General features: G+C 30.9%; 17 protein-coding genes and 1 pseudogene. 12 read left to right on the forward strand and 6 right to left on the reverse strand.

All coding sequences use genetic code 11. The annotated features are described in order from the left end of the window. Nucleotides 1-42: 42 nt before the first annotated feature. The 5 genes from AVL50_RS11915 to AVL50_RS11935 all read left to right on the forward strand — a co-directional run bounded on the left by AVL50_RS11915 (nt 43) and on the right by AVL50_RS11935 (nt 10,364). Nucleotides 43-1,158 (forward strand): AAA family ATPase, encoded by a 1,116-nt coding sequence (locus tag AVL50_RS11915; RefSeq protein ID WP_062616732.1) that lies wholly within the window; start codon nt 43-45, stop codon nt 1,156-1,158. 5 nt (nt 1,159-1,163) lie between these two features. Continuing rightward, nucleotides 1,164-3,689, forward strand: coding sequence for a leucine-rich repeat domain-containing protein (locus AVL50_RS11920; protein ID WP_062616733.1), 2,526 nt, complete (start codon nt 1,164-1,166; stop codon nt 3,687-3,689). A 333-nt stretch (nt 3,690-4,022) separates the two neighbouring features. Beyond that, on the forward strand, nt 4,023-5,414 hold the full coding sequence (locus AVL50_RS11925; RefSeq protein ID WP_062616734.1) for a caspase family protein: 1,392 nt from the start codon (nt 4,023-4,025) through the stop codon (nt 5,412-5,414). 45 nt (nt 5,415-5,459) lie between these two features. Beyond that, nucleotides 5,460-9,410 (forward strand): leucine-rich repeat protein, encoded by a 3,951-nt coding sequence (locus AVL50_RS11930; RefSeq protein WP_062616735.1) that lies wholly within the window; start codon nt 5,460-5,462, stop codon nt 9,408-9,410. A gap of 192 nt (nt 9,411-9,602) precedes the next feature. Beyond that, nucleotides 9,603-10,364, forward strand: a complete 762-nt coding sequence (locus tag AVL50_RS11935) for a S9 family peptidase (RefSeq protein ID WP_062616736.1) — start codon at nt 9,603-9,605, stop codon at nt 10,362-10,364. Nucleotides 10,365-10,640: 276 nt separating this feature from the next. Here AVL50_RS11935 and AVL50_RS11940 read toward each other — a convergent pair whose 3' ends face one another. The 6 genes from AVL50_RS11940 to AVL50_RS11965 all read right to left on the reverse strand — a co-directional run bounded on the left by AVL50_RS11940 (nt 10,641) and on the right by AVL50_RS11965 (nt 16,073). Beyond that, a complete protein-coding gene (locus AVL50_RS11940) occupies nt 10,641-11,147 on the reverse strand; it encodes a hypothetical protein (protein ID WP_062616737.1) in 507 nt (168 codons plus the stop codon). 32 nt (nt 11,148-11,179) lie between these two features. Further along, a complete protein-coding gene (locus tag AVL50_RS11945) occupies nt 11,180-11,656 on the reverse strand; it encodes an SMI1/KNR4 family protein (RefSeq protein ID WP_062616738.1) in 477 nt (158 codons plus the stop codon). A gap of 52 nt (nt 11,657-11,708) precedes the next feature. After that, nucleotides 11,709-12,191, reverse strand: coding sequence for an arsinothricin resistance N-acetyltransferase ArsN1 family B (locus AVL50_RS11950; RefSeq protein WP_062616739.1), 483 nt, complete (start codon nt 12,189-12,191; stop codon nt 11,709-11,711). Nucleotides 12,192-12,434: 243 nt separating this feature from the next. After that, on the reverse strand, nt 12,435-12,824 hold the full coding sequence (locus AVL50_RS11955) for a hypothetical protein (protein WP_157491298.1): 390 nt from the start codon (nt 12,822-12,824) through the stop codon (nt 12,435-12,437). 145 nt (nt 12,825-12,969) lie between these two features. Next, entirely contained in the window at nt 12,970-15,102 is a 2,133-nt protein-coding gene (locus AVL50_RS11960) for a hypothetical protein (RefSeq protein WP_157491299.1), read from the reverse strand. Nucleotides 15,103-15,212: 110 nt separating this feature from the next. Beyond that, nucleotides 15,213-16,073: an AraC family transcriptional regulator gene (locus AVL50_RS11965; protein WP_062616742.1), complete on the reverse strand. Its 861-nt coding sequence runs from the start codon at nt 16,071-16,073 to the stop codon at nt 15,213-15,215. 197 nt (nt 16,074-16,270) lie between these two features. On the opposite strand from AVL50_RS11965, the gene AVL50_RS11970 reads away from it, so the two are divergent. From AVL50_RS11970 to AVL50_RS11995, 7 genes and pseudogenes are all read left to right on the forward strand, one after another. Continuing rightward, nucleotides 16,271-16,573, forward strand: a complete 303-nt coding sequence (locus AVL50_RS11970; protein ID WP_062616743.1) for a DUF1330 domain-containing protein — start codon at nt 16,271-16,273, stop codon at nt 16,571-16,573. Between the two features lie 77 nt (nt 16,574-16,650). After that, a complete protein-coding gene (locus tag AVL50_RS11975; protein WP_062616748.1) occupies nt 16,651-17,475 on the forward strand; it encodes an SDR family NAD(P)-dependent oxidoreductase in 825 nt (274 codons plus the stop codon). Then, entirely contained in the window at nt 17,450-18,325 is an 876-nt protein-coding gene (locus tag AVL50_RS11980) for a radical SAM protein (protein ID WP_062616744.1), read from the forward strand. Before AVL50_RS11975 ends, AVL50_RS11980 begins: the two co-directional genes overlap by 26 nt. 1,268 nt (nt 18,326-19,593) lie before the next feature. Beyond that, entirely contained in the window at nt 19,594-19,794 is a 201-nt protein-coding gene (locus AVL50_RS32975; RefSeq protein ID WP_157491300.1) for a hypothetical protein, read from the forward strand. Between the two features lie 198 nt (nt 19,795-19,992). Then, nucleotides 19,993-20,481: a hypothetical protein gene (locus tag AVL50_RS11985; RefSeq protein ID WP_062616745.1), complete on the forward strand. Its 489-nt coding sequence runs from the start codon at nt 19,993-19,995 to the stop codon at nt 20,479-20,481. Nucleotides 20,482-20,633: 152 nt separating this feature from the next. Next, nucleotides 20,634-21,155: a helix-turn-helix domain-containing protein gene (locus tag AVL50_RS11990; RefSeq protein WP_062616746.1), complete on the forward strand. Its 522-nt coding sequence runs from the start codon at nt 20,634-20,636 to the stop codon at nt 21,153-21,155. Between the two features lie 245 nt (nt 21,156-21,400). Then, nucleotides 21,401-21,664, forward strand: a pseudogene (locus AVL50_RS11995) (hypothetical protein); the annotation flags it as partial.

Here is a 21,664-nt window from a genome sequence, read left to right on the forward strand (position 1 = left end):
CAAAAAATATTGATTAAAAACATAAATATTTAAAATATAAAAATGAGCAAACAATCAAATCATAACTATACGTTTTACGGAACACAAACGAAAGCTCAAGAAGTATATTCTTTTGTACATCATCTTTTAGAATCCAATAAATCAGCAGAAGAAAAAGGTAAAAAGCAGACGCCAATTTGTATTTGGGGCCGACACGGTATTGGTAAAACAGAGATTGTAGAGCAGATTGCAAAAGAAAATGGGTACAAATGGTCTTATATTGCTCCGGCTCAGTTTGAAGAAATGGGCGATTTGGTGGGTATGCCTACAGTTGAAAATGGAGTAACTACTTTTAAATCTCCAGAATGGGTGCCAACGGAAGAAGGCCCAGGAATTTTGTTGATTGATGATGTCAATAGAGCCGATGATAGAATTCTGAGAGGTATCATGCAATTGCTTCAAAATTATGAATTGGTCAGCTGGAAACTTCCTAAAGGATGGCAAATTGTATTGACAGCCAATCCTGATGGCGGAGATTATTCAGTAACACCAATGGATGATGCAATGCTGACTCGTATGATGCACGTAACCATGAAATTTGATTACAAAGATTGGGCATTATGGGCAGAGAAAAATGGTGTAGATGAGCGTGGAATCAACTTTGTCCTCACCTACCCCGAAATTGTAAGTGGCGACCGTACTACTCCAAGAACACTTGTACAGTTTTTTGATGCTATATCTTCTATTAAAGACCTTACAGAAAACTTGGGGCTTGTTCAAATGCTAGCCGATTCTTGTTTAGATGAAACAGCAGGCAATTCATTTATCGCTTTTGTAAATCAGAATTTAGAGAAACTAATATCTTCAGAAGATATTTTGAATGCGAAAAAATTTAAGGAAGGTGTTGAAACAAAAATTGCTGATGTGGTGTTAAAAGAGACATTAAGGGTTGATATCATTGCCACAATCTGCACACGTATGGTCAACTATTTAGAAATCAACACGAAAAAACTTACAAAAACTCAATTAGACAACTTAAAACAATTTATAAAACTAGAATTTTTACCTAATGATATCCGATTAACGATGCTTCAAGACTTGATGACATCAAAAAATACATCTGTAAAGATGGTGATGGCCGATGTAGAAATCGGTAAAATGTTACTCCAAAAAATGTAAAAGATATGTCAACCTATTTATACCATTTCGATTTAAAAACCGATTTATCGGAAGTTAATCCATTAAAAGTTAGATCAATATCAATTAATTGTGATATTGATGAATTTTACGAAACATTTGAGCATGCATTACAATTTAAAGAATTGAATGACCTCACAATTTATTTACGAAGAGATAGTAGTGATAAAAGTGATTATGAGATAGAAATTCCAGAAACGATTTCAAAATTCAAATCATTAACGCAATTTTCCTTTAGTAGCAACTATAGAATAAATAATATAAAGGTTACACTGCCTGACGTATTATTTGAATTTCCCTCTATTGGTGTCATTAATGTAAACTATGCCAAAGTAGTTCTTCCGGAAAAGCTTCAAAAACCCTCTTTTTTATATCAACTAACTCTAGATGAAGTATTAAATCTTCCATGCATTTTTGATGATCTTCCTAATTTGATGAATTTAAAATTAAATGCAACAGACACATCTTCATTGAGTTTACCAAGTTCAATAAACAATTGTGAAAAGTTACAATCCCTTCAGTTGGAAGGGTTTATTGATCAAGAAATACCTTTTGAATTTGATAGATTTACATCCCTCAGAGTACTTAACTTATCTAATTTCCCCAACCTAAAAACGTTACCTGAATCTATTGCTAGTTTAGGGAGTATTAATTCACTTAGCTTAAAAAGGACTTCTGTACCAGAGATTCCCGAAGGTTTTGGTGATGGATTATTTTTCAATAATATCCACTTGGAAGGCAATCAAATTACTTGTCTTCCGGAATCTATCTATAATGCCTCTGTTAATCAATTTACCATTGAGAATAATAAGTTTACCGTCTTAGATTTTAGGGTATTCAATTTAGGTTATCTTCAAAAACTGACCATCAGTGAACCGCTTACTGAAATTACAAATGCCGACCCTAATCTGGTCAAAGATGCTAAAAACCTTTCCATTGACTTAAAAAATACTTCATTTGATGTATTACCGTCTTGCTTCCAACTTTTCTCTGAGATTAAATCTTTTTCTATCAGAAATGGTAAAAAACTAGACTGTACAGGAATTAGTAAGATCAAGAAAATTGAATATTTAAAAATTTCGAATTTCACTGCCAATAGTAAAGAAGAAATATTGAGTATTAAGAACTGCAAAAACTTCACAGGCTTTAAAGGTAATAAAACAATGCACTCTGATTCTCCTAAGTTTTTTGCGGCACTCATCAGTTCTAGTATCTCGATACCGCTTAAAGAAAAAATTATTAACGTAATCCAAAAAAAGGAGGCTTTAGATCATTTATCTATCCATGAGTTATTATGCAGTAGTACTGTAAACAATAAAGAGTGGCAAATGAAGGTGGATAAAGTACTTCAAAAAAGAATTTCTGAACAGCTGGATGTTCCTTTAAATAAGAATTCAAACCTGTTTGTGATGGGTAAACTTTCTTCTTCAAAAACCGAATTCAAAGACAAGTTTTCTCCCTATTTCAGCATCAGTAATCGTTTCAATGACAAAGTCACTCATATTGTATTGGGAAGATTGCCAAAAGAGGCTTTAAAACTGGAGGAAGAAAAACTGAACAAGAAGTTTATCACTGAATCTGATCTTACGGATTATATCAATACAATTAGCCCAGGGTATATTATTGAAGAAGCTAACAATGATTCACAGATCAGTGAAAATATAAAAAGCTTGTTGTACTCAGATGATGAATCAAGTCAGCTGTTGGCACTGGAAATGCTTAACACTGGAGGAATACCGAAAGATATTATCAATGAGCTATTCTTTATACAGAAAACAACAAGTAATAATTCAATCCGAAAAGCTACAGCGAAGGTGCTAAAAGCAAATGCTCCTAATGAAATGCTTACGGCTGTAAATGACAGATCAGGATTAAAAGGCCCTGAGAAGTTTGAAGAATACGAATTGTTTGCCAAGTTTAAAAAGCTCAGTAAAAATTGGGGTGTAGAAGTTGCATCACAACTGGCCTACTCTATCTATCAAAAATACAACAAAGGCCTTCGTTATGTTGTAGTTTTTGGTAAGAAAACGACGCTATGGGAAAAAGTAATTCCGATCTTTTTAGAAGATGGTATTTTAGACTGGACTAAAGCTTTAGGGTATCGAAAGAGAACAGATGTTCCAGATGAGCAAGGTTCATTTTTCAACGCACACCGCCCTCTTCCAAACGAAGTATTGAAAAACCACAAAGTAACTCATTTGATTCTCAACAATTCAAAACAAGGAAGAATAGAAGAGTCAATTTCTGAGTATGTAGATCTAGAAGTTTTGGACCTTTCATACAACGATTTAATGTCTCTACCCTACTCTATCAGTGAGTTATCAAAACTGAAAGAACTAGATCTAAAATACAATTTCAGTATGTCAACCCTTCCAAAAGGTATATACGACCTCCCATCATTAGAAAAATTACATATCTCTGACCATGTGGAGTTTAATGAAGAGATATTCAAAAGTAAACTTCCAAATTGTCAGATTATAAAGTATGAATCTTCTGTAACAATTAGTCAATAAGTGATTGAGAACAATGAATTGACATCATAGAAAATCATAGTATAGATGCATAACTTAAAATATCATTTATACTATGATTTTTCATTTACAACACTAACTCTTTTGAAATGAAAAGGTAGGTTTAAATGTATAAGCCTACCTGCTATTTAAGTAATCACATGTTTGAAGGAAAATTTTGTAATTTGTTGCTTTTGAGAAGTATAACTTTAATAAAAAACACACCAAATAGCTTTTGAAAATTGTTTTCAAATTGTTATTTAAAAGTCAAAATGAAAATTAAGAAAAATACATTTATATTTATCTATATAATATGCAAACCTATTGTTTTTAAAAATGAATTATCCTATCACTTTATTTTTCTTTATAGTTTCATTTCTCACTTTTAATTCACACTTAATAGGTCAAAATAGCAGAGGGCTTCAACTAAAAAATAATGACACAAACTCAGTCAATAGAGGTAAGAAATATGCCCTAATAATAGGAAATGATCAATACACAAATTTAATATGTCAAATTCCTCCAAATGTAAAAAGAAATTCAAAAGCTGTTTGCAAAATATTATCTGAGAAGTATAATTTTGAATGCAAATTATTGTTATCTCCAACTAAGAATGAATTAGAGAAAGAAATCTACTCTTATCACGAAACTTTAAAAGATAATGATAGATTCTTAATTTTCATTTCAGGACATGGTGAGTTTGATAATAAATATACTGAGGATGGATATATAGCAGTAAAAGACTCTAAATTGACAAAATTAGACCCTTATTATAATTCATATTTGAGTTATCAAAAATTCAAAAGAATGGTAGATCAACTTCCAAACAAACATATAGGGTTAGTATTAGATATATCTTTTGGTAAAGCGTTTAATGAAAAATTGTCGGATCTAAACAATCGCAATATTGAATCAGAAAGTGATATAAAGAAAAATCTAGAGCAATATATAAATGAACAGTTTCGCAAAAAGGCTAGAATTCAATTGTTATCTGGATTTGAAAATTACAGCAACTCAACTTTCACAAAACTTCTTTTAGAAAGCCTAATACAAAATCAATTAGTTGAAGGAATACCACTTACGCTGATGGAGATTTACAACTTAGCTATAAACAGTAACAATACCCACCCAACTTATGACCATTTTGGATACGATGATCCAGGAAGTTTATTCATTATTGGTGATATTAATTATGCCTCACAACTCGAACTTTCAAATCTCTTTGAGCGGGCAAATAAAGGTGATAAGGATACTCAATTTAAACTTGGGGAAATGTATTATTACGGTAATGGTGTTATTCAAGATTATTCAAAAGCATTTGATTGGTATAAAATACTTGCGGATCAGAATAATCCAGATGCACAGTACAAATTAGGGGAAATGTATTATTATGGGAAAGGTAATATTCCTCAAAATTTTGAGGTAGCTTTCAGCTGGTATCATAAATCTGCCGATAATGGTAACTCTGATGCCCAATTTATGTTAGGAGAAATAGGTTATCATGAAAAGAATGGTGTATCTAACATATTCGATGCTTATAATTGGTATCAAATTTCTGCACATAATGGTAATATTAATGCCCAGTTTATGTTAGGCGAATTATATTTCAAAGGTAAAATAATATTGAAAAATGATAAAAAAGCACAAGAATGGTATAAAAAAGCATGTGAAGGAGGAAATGAAGCTGCATGTACAAAACTAAAGCAACTAAAAACAATTGAAAATTAGAGTTTAAAAAGCTAATCCATACTTTTTTGAAAATTTATCATCGATATGAAAAACTTTTTAATATTAACTTCTTTATACATCAGTATTTTTTTAAGTCCTACTTTTACCTTTGCTCAAAAACAACCACATGAAATTTCAAATACAGGTACTAATAGCAATGGTAAGTATGCACTTGTTATTGGAAGCAATAATTATAATTCTTCCGTATGGCCTACATTATACAATGCAGAAACAGATGCAAAGGCTATAGCAAAAGTATTATCTAACAAATATGGCTTTGAGTGTAATCTTCTGTTATCACCAACAAAAAGTAAAGTAGAAAAACAGCTCTATTCATATCATGAAACTCTAAAAGAAAATGATAGACTGCTGATTTATATAGCTGGACATGGAGACTTTGATGAAACATATGAAAAAGATGGTTTTATAGTATTCAAGGATTCAGAATCCCCTAAATCTGACATCTTTCATAACTCTTATTTAGGGTATCAAAAATTTCAAAGAATTTTAGATGTACTTCCTTCTAAACACATTGGAGTTATACTAGATGTTTGTTTTGGCGGTACATTTAATGATCAATTAATCAACAGAGGAAAAACTAATAATAAGATTGATATTGATAACAAAGTTTTTTTTGAAAAGTATCATAAAAAAGGACGGTTGTATCTAACGTCAGGAGCAAAAGAACCTGTATTAGATGGTAAACCAGGTCATTATTCACCTTTTTGTTATTCTTTATTAGAAATCTTAGAACAACGATCAAACAAGCTTATCACACTATCTCATATTTATAATCATTTATTAGGGAAAACTAATACTAACCCAATTTTCGGTCATTTCGGTAAAGATGACATCAGTAGTTTTTTTATGATTAGTGATTTTAACTCTCCCAAAAAAGCACACATAATTACTAATAAAGATATTTCATTTGTTTCTGGGACTATATATAAATACCATGGTCATCAAAAAGATATTATTATACCTAATAAAATAGATGGCGAATTAGTTACTAGAATAAGTCAAGGTGCATTTTCAAAACGACAGTTAACTAGTATTGACTTATCAAAAAGTACGGCTCTTGAAGTAATTGAAAAAAACGCTTTTGCTGATAATAATTTAACTGAGTTAAACTTAGCGAACAATAGTTCACTGATTAAAATTGGAAGAGGAGCATTTTATAGAAATCAAATTAATAAAATTGACTTGTCTAACAATACTTTGCTCAAAGAAATTGGAATAGAGGCATTTGCTGGAAATGACTTAACTGAGTTAAACTTAACTAACAATGTTTCTCTTATTAAAATTAGACTTAGAGCTTTTTATAAAAACCATCTCAAAAAAATTGACTTTCCTAATAATGCTTCGCTCAAAGAAATTGGAATAGAGGCATTTGCTGAAAATGATTTAACTGAATTAAACTTAACTAACAATGATTCACTAATTAAAATTGAAAATGGAGCTTTTTATGAAAATAAACTCACTAAAATTGACTTATCTAACAATACTTCGCTCAAAGAAATTGGAGTACAGGCATTTGCTAGAAATGAATTAACTGAATTAAACTTAACTAACAATGACTCACTAATTAAAATTGAAAATGGAGCTTTTTATAAAAATCAACTCACTAATATTAATTTGTCTAATCTTAGTACTCTCAATGAGATTGGTAATCAAGCTTTCGCATTTAACAAATTAACATCAGTTGATCTCTCTAATAATAGGGCTCTTATTAAAATTGGAGAGGAAGCATTTATTAGTAATCAGATAATGAGCGTTGACTTATCAAACAATATAGCTCTTAAAGAAATTGGCGAATTCGCTTTTGCTAATAACAAACTCATAAATGTCAATCTGTCAAACAATACAAATTTAAGTAGAATTGATAATTTTTCATTTACCAACAATCAACTAATGAATGTACAACTTTCTAACTGTACTGCCTTATCATATATTGGTCACTATGCATTTGAAAATAATAAACTAAGTTATATTGATTTATCTAAGAATTCAAAATTAGTTCATATTGGAGCAGGTGCTTTCCATCTCAATCAGATGAAATCATTTACCTTACCTATACCAGATTCTTCTGGATCTTGGAATCAAGGAAAGTCTAATAGTGAGATAACAAATTTATTATTAGAGTTTTTTTTCATCCAAAATTTTACACATCAATTAAACCAGAAGGATGTTATTATAAGAGGTGGAAAAATTACAGAGTATCTTAGTGAATATACTAACATCTCAATTCCAAAGACTATTAATGGAATTGAAATAACAAGTATTGGTGATTTTGCTTTCAGAAATTGCAAATTGACTAATATTGATTTTTCTAAGAGTACTGCACTTGTAAGCATTGGAAAATACGCTTTTTATGAAAATTCATTAACAAATATAGACCTATCAAATAACACTAAATTAACTAGTATTGGTTTTAGTGCATTTGCATATAATCAGCTAAGTTCTTTCAAATTACCAACACCAGATATAATAGGAAAGTGGAATTCAGGTAATTCAGGTGAAACTATAACTGACTTAGAATTTTCCTACTATTACACTCCATTTTCAACTCATGAAGTTTATGAAATTACTACTAAAGATGTAACCTTTAAGAATGGCGAAATAATAAATTATAATGGCAAACACACTAACATAATGATTCCCGAGTTTATAGATGGGGTACAAGTTATTTCAATTGCTAAAAATGCTTTTGAAGATAAAAATTTGATAAAAATAGATCTTTCAAAGTGTATAGCACTTAGAAGAATTGGAGAAAATGCATTTGCTAATAATAATCTATCTGAAATTGACTTATCATTAAATATAATGCTTTCAAGTATTGGAATGAATGCTTTTTATAAAAACGATATCAAAAGTATTGATTTATCTAATAATACAGAACTCGTCGATATTGGAAAAAATATTATTCAAGGAACCTCTTTTATGTTACCATTACCAAAGTTTAAAGGATCTTGGAATATTGGTTATTCGGGAGAAGCAGTTATTACATTTTATTCACATTATTATTATACGTATGATGAACCCTATGAAATTAAACTTTCTGATGTTATTTTTAATGATGGGGAGATTATTGAATATTTAGGAGTTCATAATAATATTAAAATACCAAGATGCTTTTTAGATAAACCAATAACTAGTATTAATGATGATGTATTCTGTGATTTTAATAAAATATATGTGGTAGGTTCCGTAAGCAAAAAAATTATAAATGTGGACTTATCTAATACTACTGAACTCATTAGCATAGGGCGTAATGCATTTACAAATAATAGTTTAACTAAAATTGACCTATCTAAAAATACTAAACTCTATAATATTGGAGATAAAGCCTTCGCTAGTAATAATTTAACGGATATTAATCTATCTAATACTGAAGTTAGTTCTATATGGCATGAAGTGTTTGCCAGTAATAATTTATCTAATGTTGACTTATCTAATACTAAAATTAAGTATATAGGAAAAAGAGCATTTGCTAATAATAGTTTAATTGAGATTGACTTTACTAATACTGAAGTTAATTATATAGGAGTTGAAGCATTTATCTATAATAATTTAACTGACATTAAGCTACCAATAAGTTGTACTAGTATAGGGGCAAGTGCATTCGCTTTCAATAATTTGACTGATATTAATCTATCTAATAATACTCAACTTAAGATAATAGAAAGTGGAGTGTTTGGATGTAATAAAATTGAGAGTATTAACCTTAACAATTGTACTTTACTTTACAAAATTGGGGAATACGCATTTTATGATAACAACCTAACCAATGTAGATCTTTCAAATAATATTAACCTTACAGAAATTGGCAGTAGAGCTTTTGAAAAAAATAAGCTTTCAAAGTTGATGTTACCCCAAAGTGATACTTCTGATACCAAAATTTGGTTTAACTCAAAAATGGAAACTGTTCATTCCGATTCTATAACTAATTTCACATCTGGTTATTGGTTAAAAGATGTAAATAAAATTAGTGACTAATTCTATTGATTTACTTCTTTTATTAAAACTTACATACTATAAATTCATACTTCTAGGGATTACTACAACCAGAAGTGAGCACTTCTATATCAGTTTTTTAAGAAGATATTTACACAACTAAAAAAGCAATTGTAAAAACATCCCTAAATGTATTAAATTGTAGAGGACCCAACTTTTATCAAAAACTATTATATGCAATCCATTGACTTAAAAATTAAGAATAGTAAAGGCATTTTGTTGTCTTCTAAACTTGAACTGCCAGAAGGTAGAGAAACAACTACTTATGCAATGTTTGCCCATTGTTTTACTTGCACGAAAAACCTCAATGCGGTGGTAAATATTGCAAAAGCATTAAACGCTATGGGAGTAGCTGTGCTTCGTTTTGATTTCACTGGTTTAGGGCAAAGTGATGGAGATTTTGGTGATACTGATTTCAGTTCCAACGTACAGGACCTTATAGATGTAGCCGACTTTTTAGCGAAAGAGCATAAAGCTCCTAAACTGATGATTGGGCATTCTCTTGGTGGTGCGGCTGCAATTTATGCTGGAAAACAAATTGATTCTATAGAAGCTATAGCTACTATTGGTGCTCCCTCTGCTCCTCATCATGTACAGCACCTTTTTCAACACAGTATTGATGAGATTAAAGAAAAAGGAAAAGCTTTAGTCGAACTAGGCGGTCGTCCATTTACAATTTCTAAGCAGTTTATTGATGACATCACGGCTACAGACATGGAAGAATTGATGTCTTCTTTACGAAAACCTATACTCATCACCCACTCTCCACAAGACACTACAGTGGAAATCAAAAATGCTGCTGAAATTTATGGTTATGCTCATCATCCAAAAAGTTTTATCTCACTGGATGGTGCTGATCATTTATTGACTAAAAATAAATATTCTCAGTATGTAGGTAGAATGATTGCTCAGTGGGTCTCTATTTATCTCGAATAAAGACTTTTCTCTTATTAATGTTGAGGGAGAAACTTAATCTATTTTGAGATCTTTTGAAGAATATAGATTGTTATAACTGAATTTGTCACACCCTAAATGAGCATCAAAAACTGTCGAAATACAATAACCTAAAATTGTTATGGCATAACACGTCCTTATTGTATTACAGCGCCACTCCATTCTCTAAGGAATCAATCGTTCCTAAATTATATCATTAACAGTACTATGTATTATAATTCTTTAGCTTTAAACATTTTAAATTACTCTTAACAAATATCATCCTGGATCTTCACTCCTATATTCTAAAGTTTTAATCAAACCTTCGGCAGTAAAATGTAAGATAATATAATCGGACTCACCTGCTCCAACAATATATATTTTATCTGTACCATTTTCATTTCCTGAAAGTTCAATCCTATTCCAAGTTTCTATTAATTTCTTTAGGTCAAAAGTATAGATTGATTTTTTAGGATCTCTTTTTGGACAGGCCCACCCTTCTCCATCATTCATAACCTCAAGACTGATAGGTTTGTCTATTTCTAGATTCGTCAATTCATCTTTTTTACCGTCTGTTGATCCATTGCACCTATCATCCTGATGATAAATTAAAAACCATTTATCTGTAAACAAATCATTAAGTTCCTGTTGACTTTTCAATCGTTCAATAAACTTCTTTCCTATTGTTACTTTATCACCTTCAAGAGATATTGTAAGATCGGGAATCATTCGAAATGAACTTAAAAGGATTAAGCCATAAATGATAATTGGCAGTTTGTTATTCATTTTATTATAAAATTGGTTTAGTTGAAATAATTTTATCCCTCATCAAGGTTTATAGTTTCCTCAACTTCTTCTATACACTCTTCAATTAAACTATTTTTTTGGGGATAACTTCGTAAAAATTCTAGAACTTTGTTGTAATTTATATCTTCTGTTTCAATATCATAACGAGGTACAGATTTAATAAAATTCAAAAAAGTTTCAATTGAATTAAATACTTTTCTAAAAGCCCATTTTCCACTACCATGCTCGCAATAATAAACTGGATATCCATCATCTTTTTCGCGAATATTAATTACATAGGGGTCAGAATAATAATTTGAGCATATAACATATAAATCCTCTTCCCAACTTTTTCCTACGAAGGATTCTTTAGTCACTCCATTGTATCTATAACCGTCTTGGAAAAAATCAAATCCATTTTCTATTCCTTTAGGGTAATTATGAGGTAAAATTGATATTTCATAATTGATGATCTTCTCTTCAATAAAGTTTTTAATAATGTGATCCATTTTTATGCTTGATAATTAAATTAGTTAATTGCTTATCCTATTATCCCTTAGTTTATAGAATTAACTCCCAATACCCCACATCAATCCATTGATCAAATTTATGTCCTACCTCTTTGAATTGTGCTACTTTCTCAAAGCCTAATTTTTCGTGTAATCTGGTACTTCCTTCATTAGGAAGAGCAATTCCACCAATAATAGCGTGGGCATTCGTTGCCTTAATACGATTCAATAGTTCGGTATATAATAGAGTGCCGATCCCCTCTTTCAGAACTGTGTTTTTAAGATAAACAGTACTCTCTACTGAAAACTTATAAGCACATCTTGATTTCCATTCAGAAGCGTAAGCATAACCTACTACCTCATTATCTTTTTCAAAAACTATCCAAGGTAAATCTACACGTTTTGATTGAATTCTTTCCTGAATTTCTTCAGCACTAACTGCTTCCTCTTCAAAAGTGACCACAGTGTTTTCAATGTAATAGTTATAAATATTTGCTACTGCTTGTGCATCGTCTAGTTTAATATCACGTATCATAGTTTGTTAATTTTAATATGATGATGTACTTCAATAATTGTACTAATTCGTGTTCTATTAGAAGAAAAAAATCCTTCCAAAACCCTGTAAATAATTGATTTTGAAAGGACACTCTTCTTTTTAATAGTAACTTTCCTCTTCGATAGCGATAAGGTTATTTTCTTCTCTCTATCATTATTCCAGAATAGATAATAGGTATTACTATACAAAATACAGTGGTTTTTAAAAGTAAAAACAGACAGTCTATTTTTTTAAAGTAATGGATAAATTTAAGAAGTCTGCTAATTGCTCTGACAAATCCATCATATCATCCAATTTTGAATCTTTGTCAACTTTAATCAAACCCTCAGCTGTCATCAAAGATAAAACATAGGTATCCAATTTATCACCATAGTATTTTCTAATCTGAACACCTTGAATATCTGAAAGTTGACATTGAAACCTCTCTCCTTTTTTATAGGCGTCTTCCTGTTTAAGAAAAGATAAATCCTCACCTCGTATAAATGAGATCAAGTGCTTGAAAAAATCATAGATAGGTCCAATAAAAAATAGACCTCCAATTAGTATAATAGGATGCTCATGAAAAACATCAATGAGATCACAATTGTTATCAGCAAGGGGTATAATAAGCATAACCTGAGAAATTAAAACCCATAAAAACGGCGTTACTAACTTTTTAAGAAGATGAATTTTACTTCTAGTTAATAGCAAAACTGATGCATCTTTATACTTTATATTATATAGCTTTTTCCTTGTAAGTTGTTTCAATGTCATATCCCTAATTCAATTTCTTTCGGTATAAATAATTTGCTATTTTGAATATCGCGTAATTTATGTTTTTTACATCATCAGTAAAAAACATGCAATTTGTAATCTCCTCTATATGTTGACCAAATAAAATTGAATTCATCCTAAATTTAACACCCTCAAAGTCTACAACCCATGGAGTATATAAATAATTAGGTTCATCATCGTAATTTTCAATTGTGAGCTGTTTCCCATTTTGAAAGACTATTTTAATTCTTCTTATATCAGTAGTTGTACTATGATTTCCAGAGGCCTGAGAAAATATATCATTAATTTCCTCCTTAGTTAAAGTAGAAAGAGAGTCTGCTATAGATCTGTAAAAATTAAAATCAGAATATTCTCCAGGGAAATCATAAAGACTTTCATACCCTAGGTATAAAACATCATTTTTTTTGACAATAGCTTCTACATAATCAATAAACTGAATAAAATTTTTCACATCATTTTTGGTGATATTCAAATCATTTATCGATACCATTTTAGATCTTGATTGATCAACAGTTCGGATTAGCTGTTCTACCTGTTTATAGTCAATCTGAGTGAGAGCATCAGACAGGAAATCAGAGGTACTTCGTTTGTTGTCAATAACAAATTTATCAGCATTTTTAGTATACACTCTTATTGCATCTTCAGAATGAAAACAGCCATCACTTGTCAATTCAAAATGTAATTCTTGAGCTATTAATCCTGAAAAAAGATGATCTCTAATTATATATTCATCTAAAGCTCTATTCTCTATATCAACAAAATAGTTTTTATTACACTCTCTATCGGTAATCAATAACTTATCTTCAACTATCTTTGCTTCACCAACTGAAAAATCAGCTGTCATTAATCTTGACCACAATTTCAATTTTTGATCAAAGTGTAAAATATCTTCACCCCAAAAACCATATAGCTGTCCCTTATAATTGATTTTCCTGTAGGGTTCCTTTATTGGTTGTTCATCCGTAAATATTGGTGATACTTTAAACTCTTTTTCATCTATTTTATAGAGGTTATCATAAGTCAATACAAATAAGCTATTGTTTTTTACTGTTATAGCTCTTAATTCATCATCTATTACTTCATTCGATTTCCATATTTCTAAAAAAGAAGCATCATAAATAGATATGCTATAATCGTGATTAATAGTATAAAATTGTCCATTTTCAGAGACCTCGAAATCAGACACTCTTGATACGTATTGCCAATCAATAGAATTTCTATTTGTATAGAATAATTTCCCATTTTGTTTAAGAATAAAATAATCTCCAAAGACTCTGACTTTTCGAATGCGTGTATCTTCATTTTTGGAAAGTTTTTTATATTTATTTTGATCTAGAGGAGATGGTACCTTTTCCCAAGTTTTACAGTTATTTTTCGTTTGCAATATATTATTATCAAATGCTCCAAAAATTCCTGTTTTTCCATCTTCAGAAAAATGTACTGATAAAATACGTGGTAAAAAATCTTTAATGTTGACACCTTCAATAGGTTGCCATGTTTTACAACTGTCATTAGAAAAGTAGATCCTATTATAACTGTCGATTAGCCATACTTTCCCCTTATTATCAGTATATGCATTTTTAAACCAATTCCTTTCATTAAAATAAACTTTATCCCAAGATTCTCCATGGTTTTCTGACCAGTATACAAAACTTCTATTGGTATCATCATCATTTAGATAACCTGAAATCATCATCTTATCTTCAGAAATAAAATAAATTCTTTTAAATTCATCTTTAGTTCGATGTTGGTAGGGATTGTATTCTAACGACCCAAACGGACCTAAGTGCCACAATTTCCCTACTCCCTTTGTATAATATACATTACCCGAGCTTGTAGCAACCCATATTTCTTCTGATGGAGAAACTGCAAACTCTGACACTGTTCCAGCAAGTGATAACCTAGAAAGATACTCTTCTTGACTAAAACTGAATAGTGGAATAATCACAAAGAAAGAGATCAATATAATTTTACTCCATGTTAGTATGTTCTTCTTCATTTTATCTTCTATTTTAGTTTGCTGTAAGGTTTCTAATGCACTATAAAAGCAGATGATAAGTGTTATAGCTCCAGGAAAAGTAAACATAGATGCAATAGATATTATAAATATTCTCATTTGTTTGTAATCAATTAGTTTGCTGTATTGTATTAAGTACAAACTTAAATATAAAGAATACACAATTCAATAATTATTTATACAAAAAGAGGTATTTAAGAATAACGTTTCTAATAAACGTCACATTTCAACTTCCCTTTTAGTTTGAACTCTTTTATTGTACTTCCATATACTTTTTTGAAAGATCTAGCAAGATGACTGCTGTCTGTAAAATTCAATTGCCAGGCAATTTCTTTCAAACTCAAATCTGTGTGCAACACTTTTGTCTCAACAATTTTGAGTTTTGATTTTAAAATGTAATCACCAAGGCTCACTCCCGCCTGTTTTTTGAAGTATTCTGAGAAGTAAGATTTTGAGATCCCGAACTGTTCGGAAAGGTGGTTCAATCTTATTTTTTCATTATCCAGAAGGTTGGTATTGATATAGCGTAAAATCTCACCAAAACGATTATCCGATTCATTGGCTTTATCTACATATTTTTTCTCAATACTTCTCGCCAAAATATTTAATATTGATGCTATCACACCTGTAATGATAGAGGTAGAGTAAGCATCTGCCAATAAGTATTCCTTATAAATAGATTTGATATTGTTGATGATAAATTGACGATCTTGATCGGTAGAAATTATATCTCCAGGTACTTTATTGTAGTTTGCAATCACATAAGCAATACGGTCAAACCAAGCTTTATAATCCATCAAACTGTCTTTTTGAAGAAAGTAATGATCAGTAAAACGTATAAAGTAAAATTTTGAAGGTTCTTTTATTTTAAAGGAATGGCAGTCCATTGGTGGCAAAAAGAAAATGTTCCCTTCACTGTATTCAAACTCATGTTCATTTATACATTGTCTTCCTTTACCTTGTTCAACAAATACAATCTCAAAGAAATTATTCTTATAAGGTCGCTTCACCCAAGTATCTAATTCTTCTACATGTATTTCTAATAATTTATTGATTGATTCTGTTTTCATTGTACTTATATTGGACTTTTTTCATTATTTATAGTACAAAATTAGATTATACAACTCAAAATAGTATAATAAAAAATCTGTTTTTACGTCAAATCCAATAATCATACAATTCTTACCAATATTGATACAATCAAATCCATCTTTCCACCAAGTATCTTTGTAATGTTGTTATTAATCACCACTTAAAATTAAGTACTATGGCTTACTACTCAATACTAGACGTGACACCAACTACAGACGCTTGGATTGCTGATTACCTTGAACCTGCCAACAGATTGGTGGCAAAGCATGGAGGGAAATACCTTGCAAGAACTGCTAGTCATGAACAATTGGAAGGTGACAAAGTTGAGGCTGCTTTAAGAATTGTAATTGAATGGCCTTCTAAAGATGCTGCTTTAAATTTCATGAAAGATCCTGGATATGTTCCTCATTTAAAAGAAAGAACAGCTGGATCTATAAGTCATCACTTCTTGATTGAAGCAAAAGATGATTTAGCATAAAATCAAAAACTTTAAAACCACAATGCATAGCTGTATTTGCATTGTGGTCATTCAAAAAAATAAAAAAGGAGGTAAAAGTGGAAAGTAAAATAATTCTGATTACTGGAAGTACGGATGGCATTGGTAAAATTGCTTCAATTGAGTTAACCAAAATGGGGCATCAAGTATTTGTTCATGGAAGAAATAAAGTAAAAGTAAATACATTAATTCAAGAAATTGAGACACTTACAAATCATAAAATAAAAGGGTTTGCTGCTGATTTCTCCAACTTGGATGAAGTGAAGAAAATGGCCGATGAAATTAACGGGACATTAGAACACATAGATGTGTTGATCAATAATGCTGGGGTATTTTATGGTAATGCATCTAAAAGTACGAATGGATATGATTTACGTTTCACTGTCAATTATTTAGCACCTTATATTCTAACCAATGAGCTGATTGAAACAATTCAGAAGTCAAAACAACCAAGGATTATTAACCTTAGTTCTGCTGCTCAAACAAAGTTAGATTATAATAAGCTTGAAGGGAAAATAGCATTGGAAACTAATAGTGCGTATGCCCAAAGTAAATTGGCATTGACTATTTGGAATACTTCGTTAGCCAAGCAATATCAAAATATCACTTCCATTGCAGTGAATCCGGGATCATTATTAAAAACAAAAATGGCATTGGATGCATATGGACAATTTTGGTCACCAGCCGAAAAAGGTTCAGATCTATTGATTGAATTAGCACTTGATGAAAAGCACAAACATCATAATGGTGATTATTTCGATAATGACTCTGGTAGATATACTTCTGCTCATCCAGATGCATACAATAAAAATGAAATTAAAAAACTCATCGCTTTCACAAATAAAATACTAGAAAAGAATGAAATATACAGGACAAGTTTATAGACCGCCTTATGAAGGCAATACATTATTATTAGAAGTGACCGTTGGCTGTGCACACAATGAGTGTACATTCTGTACCATGTATAGAGAAACAAAGTTTTCGGTTTCTAAAATGGAACAAATAGAAGAGGATTTAAAAGAGGCCCAAGTTTTATATCCTGATGTAAAAAGAATCTTTTTAGTAAATGGAGACGCTTTTGTACTTTCAGGAAAAAGACTAAAGGCCATTGCAGACCTGATTCATCAATACCTTCCAAAAGTGGAGATGATCACAATGTATGCTTCCATCAATAACATTATGCATAAATCGGATGAAGACTTAGCTGCTATTGCAAAGGCGGGAATTGGTGATTTATGGATTGGTGTTGAAACAGGTTTGAGCGATGCCTTAGATTATCTCAATAAAGGAGCGACTTTACAAGATACAGAGGAACAGTTAGAGCGCTTAAATAAGTTTGGTATAACTTTCTTCTACGGCTTTATGTTTGGTGCTGCTGGAGGTGAAAGAGGTATTGAAAATGCAGAAGCCAACGCACGTTTAATCAATAAAGTGAAACCTTTAGGTATTGTACCAACCACTTTAAATGCTAACAAAGGCACTATTTTAGAAAATGACGTTGCAAAAGGAACCTTTAGCATTTCTACAGAAAGGGAAGTATTAGAAGAACAAATTAAAACAATTGAGCTTGTTAATGTACCTACTCTATATATGGGAATTCATGCCATTAACTCTGTAAGTTTTGATGCACAATTACCAAGAGACAGAAACATTATAGTTGAAAAATTAAATGAAGTAATTCTCAATACAGATGATTCTTTATTGGACAGTGTTCCATTTAGACACGCTATTTAAGAAATAACCTTTGAGATCTTAAAATAGCCCAGAATTAAACCTGGGCTTATTTTTTATAAAAAATTGAAGCACTTAATCCATGCAGAAAAAGTGCTTCAATAATTATTGTAATAGGAAATAATTCCATTACGATATTTCTTGTTAGAATTTGTACTGTCGGGCTCCAAACTCCAACTTCTCTTCAAAATCATAGGATGTATTCAACATACATTGTAAAAAATATCTTTGTAATAATTCCAAAAAAGATTCAATACATTCCCTATGATGTCTTTGCATCCTCATGCCATCACAAATAGCATAAAAGGTGTTATATGACCAATAATTTCTACTGATCACTTCATTTCTTATATGTAAAAGCTTTCATTTTCAACTATAACTATTATTAGATTTTTTGATGAACAACTATTCAAAACAGGTACACAAACCTAAATATAAGGTCAATTACATTACCTTCATAAGGTATGATTCTTTCCTCCAATATATCATATGAATACCATTAATAAAGGAACGGCTACCTTATAAACCTCAATTTCATTTTCCAAATCACACTTATTTTTAAAGCAGTATAAAGATCAAAAAAGTAATCAATTCATCAAAAATCGATTTAATATCTATTGTAAATATAACAGTAATATTTTATTTAACTGGACTTGTTTTAAAAATTAAGTTGTCTTAAGTGCTATTTTTTTATGACTAATGATGTCTATTACCTTAACTCTTTCAGTAATATTCAGCACTATTAAATCATATGTTTACCATTAAAACAAAACCACGTAGGGGTAGACCTGTGTGTCTACCCACAGAAACACAACACGATCCATCACAAAAATCATAGCATTAAACATAAATGGTAATGAAATAACAAAAAATTGGACATGGAATTATGCTTTATAATAATTCTCCACTGGTTTTTCTGGTGGGACAGCGGGCAGACACATAGGTCTGCCCCTACGGATCTACCCACAGAACCACAACACGATCCATCACAAAAGCCATTATAAATGGTAATGAAATAACAAAAAATTGGACATGGAATTATGCTTGATAATAATTCTCCACTGGTTTTTCTGGTGGGACAGCGGGCAGACACATAGGTCTGCCCCTACGGATCTACCCACAGAACCACAACACGATCCATCACAAAAGCCATTATCATAACATTAAACATAAATGCAATTGCAAAAATTGGATAGAAATTTATGCTCTATTATAATTCATCACTGGTTTTTCTCGTGAGACAACAGGTAAACATGTAGGGGTAGACCTGCGTGTCTACCCGCAGAACCACAACACAAACCATTACAAAAGCCATTATCATAGCATTAAACCTAAATGGCAATGAAATAACAAAAAATTGGACATGGAATTATGCTACATTACAATTCACTACTGGTTTTTCTGGTGGGACAGCGGGCAGACACATAGGTCAGCCCCTACGGGATGGCTATATTTACAATGGAGATCAATAATGACTACATAATATATATTAACTTTCAAGCAAAACACCTTGCACACTCTCAATCTATATTAAGTATTGTTATGAAATGTGAAATACATAAAACATTTTTAATAATATTTACGAATACATAAAAGCCAACGGTTCAAAAATAGATCTATTCAAAATTTCTCTTGGTACTCAATAAATTTCTAATCTCAAAAGCAAATCTATGAAAACGATTAATCTTAATAGCATTATCAATGCTACAAACATCAATATGTTTGCCCAAACACAAGAAGATGCTCAACTATTGATCAATCAACTCAATGAAACCTACCTTGATTATTCCTCAAGAAGCACTCGTGAATACCTGAACTTAGATAATTCCATGGACAGGAAAGAAAGAAATCAAGCCACTTTAGCTGAAGATGAAGCTAGAATTCTTTACTTAGAAGGCCGTATTCCACAGCTTGAGGAAGGTGATCTGCGTAGAAAAGAACTGGAACTTGAAATGGAAGAACTTCAAGTTGAAGTCAAAAAGACCAACTTCGATCTCCAAAATAGTTATGGCTTCGAGATGATTATCAGAGGCCTCAGTTACGACATTAATCAACTAAGAATCACTTCTCTTCTGGGGGTGTTAAAAAATATTTTTGATTATGTGGAAACACAAAGTTGGACCATTGATGACTATGGTCTGAAAGCTAAACTAGCTTAACAAACGACAAAAGGGGTTTGTAATACCATACAACCCCTTTACTTTTTTATTTTAAGACAAAAATGAAGAAGAAGCAAGCTTGAAAGCAGAATCTATAAAATCTTGTAGAAAGATCGATTGAAAGTTGACGATAATTTAGTATTACAACTAAAATGAAAAACCTGAACATTGCCGATAGAAAATACATTGAATTTGCTCTCTTTATGAAAAGAAGCAAAAGACACATAGCTAAAAAGCTTGGTGTTTCCCCTTCTACGATCTATCGCGAAATCAAACGAAATTCAAAAGGAAAACAATATGAAGCTCAATATGCACAACAATTGGCATTGGCCAGAAAAAAACTTGCTGGAGGTTCTCAAAAGAAACTTAAACTTACGAAACGCTACAAACGAAAAAATCCATATCGTCTTTATGCCGACCGCAGGCAAATATTTTGGTGTTCAGATGCAAGACTCGTCTACTCTCATTATCTCAGAAATACCTCACTACGGCTAACATTAAAGAAAAAACGTTACCGTAAAAGACTCCATCAGAAAAAGACCTTTCATTTTAGAAACGATCTTCCTCTCTTTCTATTATTGAAAGAGCATAAGGAAAAGTATATCTATTCCAAACAACCCTTCTCTACAAAATCAATTGAAATAATACTTAATTCTATCAAAAAAATTGCATAGACAGGAATACTCCTTCCCTATTTCAAAATTTCAACTTCCCACAACTTAGCACGAAGATAAAATTTTCATCTTGCTCCATTTTCCTCTCCCATTTACTCCATTAAGGAGTTTTTTTATGACCTGATTTTACATTTTGTTGCATTTGCTCACGAATATCTTTTTTCAAAGAATTTGGTTGAGATGTTTTAAGAAAATTAGTTTATATTTGATCCTTCAAATAATCCTAATATTTCAATATTTTTTTAATGGATCCTTTATACAACTTATTAATCACACCAATTTATCTTTTGATTATTTATGTTGTAATCGCACCCTATTTTGCAAAACGATGGACTAATAAATATACTAGAAAGTATTTTTGGTTGGGGTTAACTGCCAAAATGTTTGGAGCTATTGCGTTTAGTGCAATATATCAGTTTTATTATGGGTTTGGAGATACTATTTCATATTTCAGGCAAGGATCTGTAATTGTCGACGCTTTTTATGAATCACCATTAATTGGTACAGAA

Origin of the sequence: Flammeovirga sp. SJP92 (assembly GCF_001583495.1) — a bacterium.
Taxonomy (GTDB): domain Bacteria; phylum Bacteroidota; class Bacteroidia; order Cytophagales; family Flammeovirgaceae; genus Flammeovirga.

Excerpts from the sequence above, each read along its gene's own strand:
- AVL50_RS11915 (WP_062616732.1), top strand. The coding sequence starts at position 43 with ATGAGCAAACAATCAAATCATAACTATACGTTTTACGGAACACAAACG.
- AVL50_RS11920 (WP_062616733.1), top strand. The coding sequence starts at position 1,164 with ATGTCAACCTATTTATACCATTTCGATTTAAAAACCGATTTATCGGAA.
- AVL50_RS11925 (WP_062616734.1), top strand. The coding sequence starts at position 4,023 with ATGAATTATCCTATCACTTTATTTTTCTTTATAGTTTCATTTCTCACT.
- AVL50_RS11930 (WP_062616735.1), top strand. The coding sequence starts at position 5,460 with ATGAAAAACTTTTTAATATTAACTTCTTTATACATCAGTATTTTTTTA.
- AVL50_RS11935 (WP_062616736.1), top strand. The coding sequence starts at position 9,603 with ATGCAATCCATTGACTTAAAAATTAAGAATAGTAAAGGCATTTTGTTG.
- AVL50_RS11940 (WP_062616737.1), bottom strand. The coding sequence starts at position 11,147 with ATGAATAACAAACTGCCAATTATCATTTATGGCTTAATCCTTTTAAGT.
- AVL50_RS11945 (WP_062616738.1), bottom strand. The coding sequence starts at position 11,656 with ATGGATCACATTATTAAAAACTTTATTGAAGAGAAGATCATCAATTAT.
- AVL50_RS11950 (WP_062616739.1), bottom strand. The coding sequence starts at position 12,191 with ATGATACGTGATATTAAACTAGACGATGCACAAGCAGTAGCAAATATT.
- AVL50_RS11955 (WP_157491298.1), bottom strand. The coding sequence starts at position 12,824 with ATGCTTATTATACCCCTTGCTGATAACAATTGTGATCTCATTGATGTT.
- AVL50_RS11960 (WP_157491299.1), bottom strand. The coding sequence starts at position 15,102 with ATGAGAATATTTATAATATCTATTGCATCTATGTTTACTTTTCCTGGA.
- AVL50_RS11965 (WP_062616742.1), bottom strand. The coding sequence starts at position 16,073 with ATGAAAACAGAATCAATCAATAAATTATTAGAAATACATGTAGAAGAA.
- AVL50_RS11970 (WP_062616743.1), top strand. The coding sequence starts at position 16,271 with ATGGCTTACTACTCAATACTAGACGTGACACCAACTACAGACGCTTGG.
- AVL50_RS11980 (WP_062616744.1), top strand. The coding sequence starts at position 17,450 with ATGAAATATACAGGACAAGTTTATAGACCGCCTTATGAAGGCAATACA.
- AVL50_RS11985 (WP_062616745.1), top strand. The coding sequence starts at position 19,993 with ATGAAAACGATTAATCTTAATAGCATTATCAATGCTACAAACATCAAT.
- AVL50_RS11990 (WP_062616746.1), top strand. The coding sequence starts at position 20,634 with ATGAAAAACCTGAACATTGCCGATAGAAAATACATTGAATTTGCTCTC.